General features: G+C 60.1%; 1 protein-coding gene. It reads right to left on the bottom strand.

Annotated features, from left to right (window positions below):
* Nucleotides 1–256: 256 nt before the first annotated feature.
* A partial coding sequence (locus IEX41_RS21345) for an IS110 family RNA-guided transposase (RefSeq protein ID WP_188792229.1) occupies nt 257–897 on the bottom strand: 641 nt, incomplete at its 5' end.

The raw sequence follows: 897 nt of genomic DNA, 5'->3' as shown, positions 1-897 counted from the left end.
TGTATGGACGCCCCCGGGGCTGCAAGCGATTTTTTGACTTTGGCAACAGCATTGCGGTCGAGTTCCTTCGTGTATCCGGCCTCTGGTTGCGACCTTCAATGCCGCGGGCCCTCATGGTGAGTTCGAGGAACAGGTCCAAAACGAGAGGCCGTAGTACAAGCTACTCGGGACATTACTGGTTTTCCCATTCCTGATCTCGTCGACGCTTTGCCATGACCTCCATTCAGAACCACCGCACCCCAGCCTGCCTTCGCGCTCAGGCGTTGGCAGGGGTCTCGTAGACGCCGCCATGAGCCATGATCGCCCAGGCCATCCGCGCCATCTTGTTTGCCAGCGCAACTGCAACCAGCATTTTAGGTTTGCGAGCCAACATACGGGCCAGCCACGACCCATCTGGCGCGCCGCCGCGTTTTTGCGCGGCTTGGATCGCGGACATTGCACCGATGATCAGCAAACGCCGCAGGTCGCGCTGACCCATTTTTGATATCTTGCCCAGCCTTGTTTTACCGCCCGTAGAATGCTGGCGTGGTGCCAGCCCGATCCAGGCTGCGAAGTCGCGCCCCTTGCTGAACATCTCTGGCGGTGCCGCCAGCACGGCAATCGATACCGCCGTCACCGGGCCGATCCCCGGCATGGTCATCAACCTGCGCGCCACATCGTCCTGTCGGGCAATCTGTCGAAGTTGCCGGGTCAGCGCGTCAATGCGCGCGCTTAGCCCGGCGATGAGATCGAAGAATATTTGGCAAAGGCCGGTGACTTCGGGCGGCAATCGTTCTCCATTCTCAGCCACAGCCTTTTCCAACCGAGGCAGATGCTGAGGGCCTTTCGGCGCGACAATCCCATGTTCAGCCAGATGCCCTCGCAATGCGTTGATCGCCTGGGTACGTTGCCCTGTCA

Origin of the sequence: Salipiger pallidus, from assembly GCF_014643635.1 — a bacterium.
GTDB lineage: Bacteria > Pseudomonadota > Alphaproteobacteria > Rhodobacterales > Rhodobacteraceae > Salipiger > Salipiger pallidus.
The sequence above is the reverse complement of the archived record's forward strand: the minus strand, read 5'-3'. Positions and strand labels throughout refer to the sequence as shown.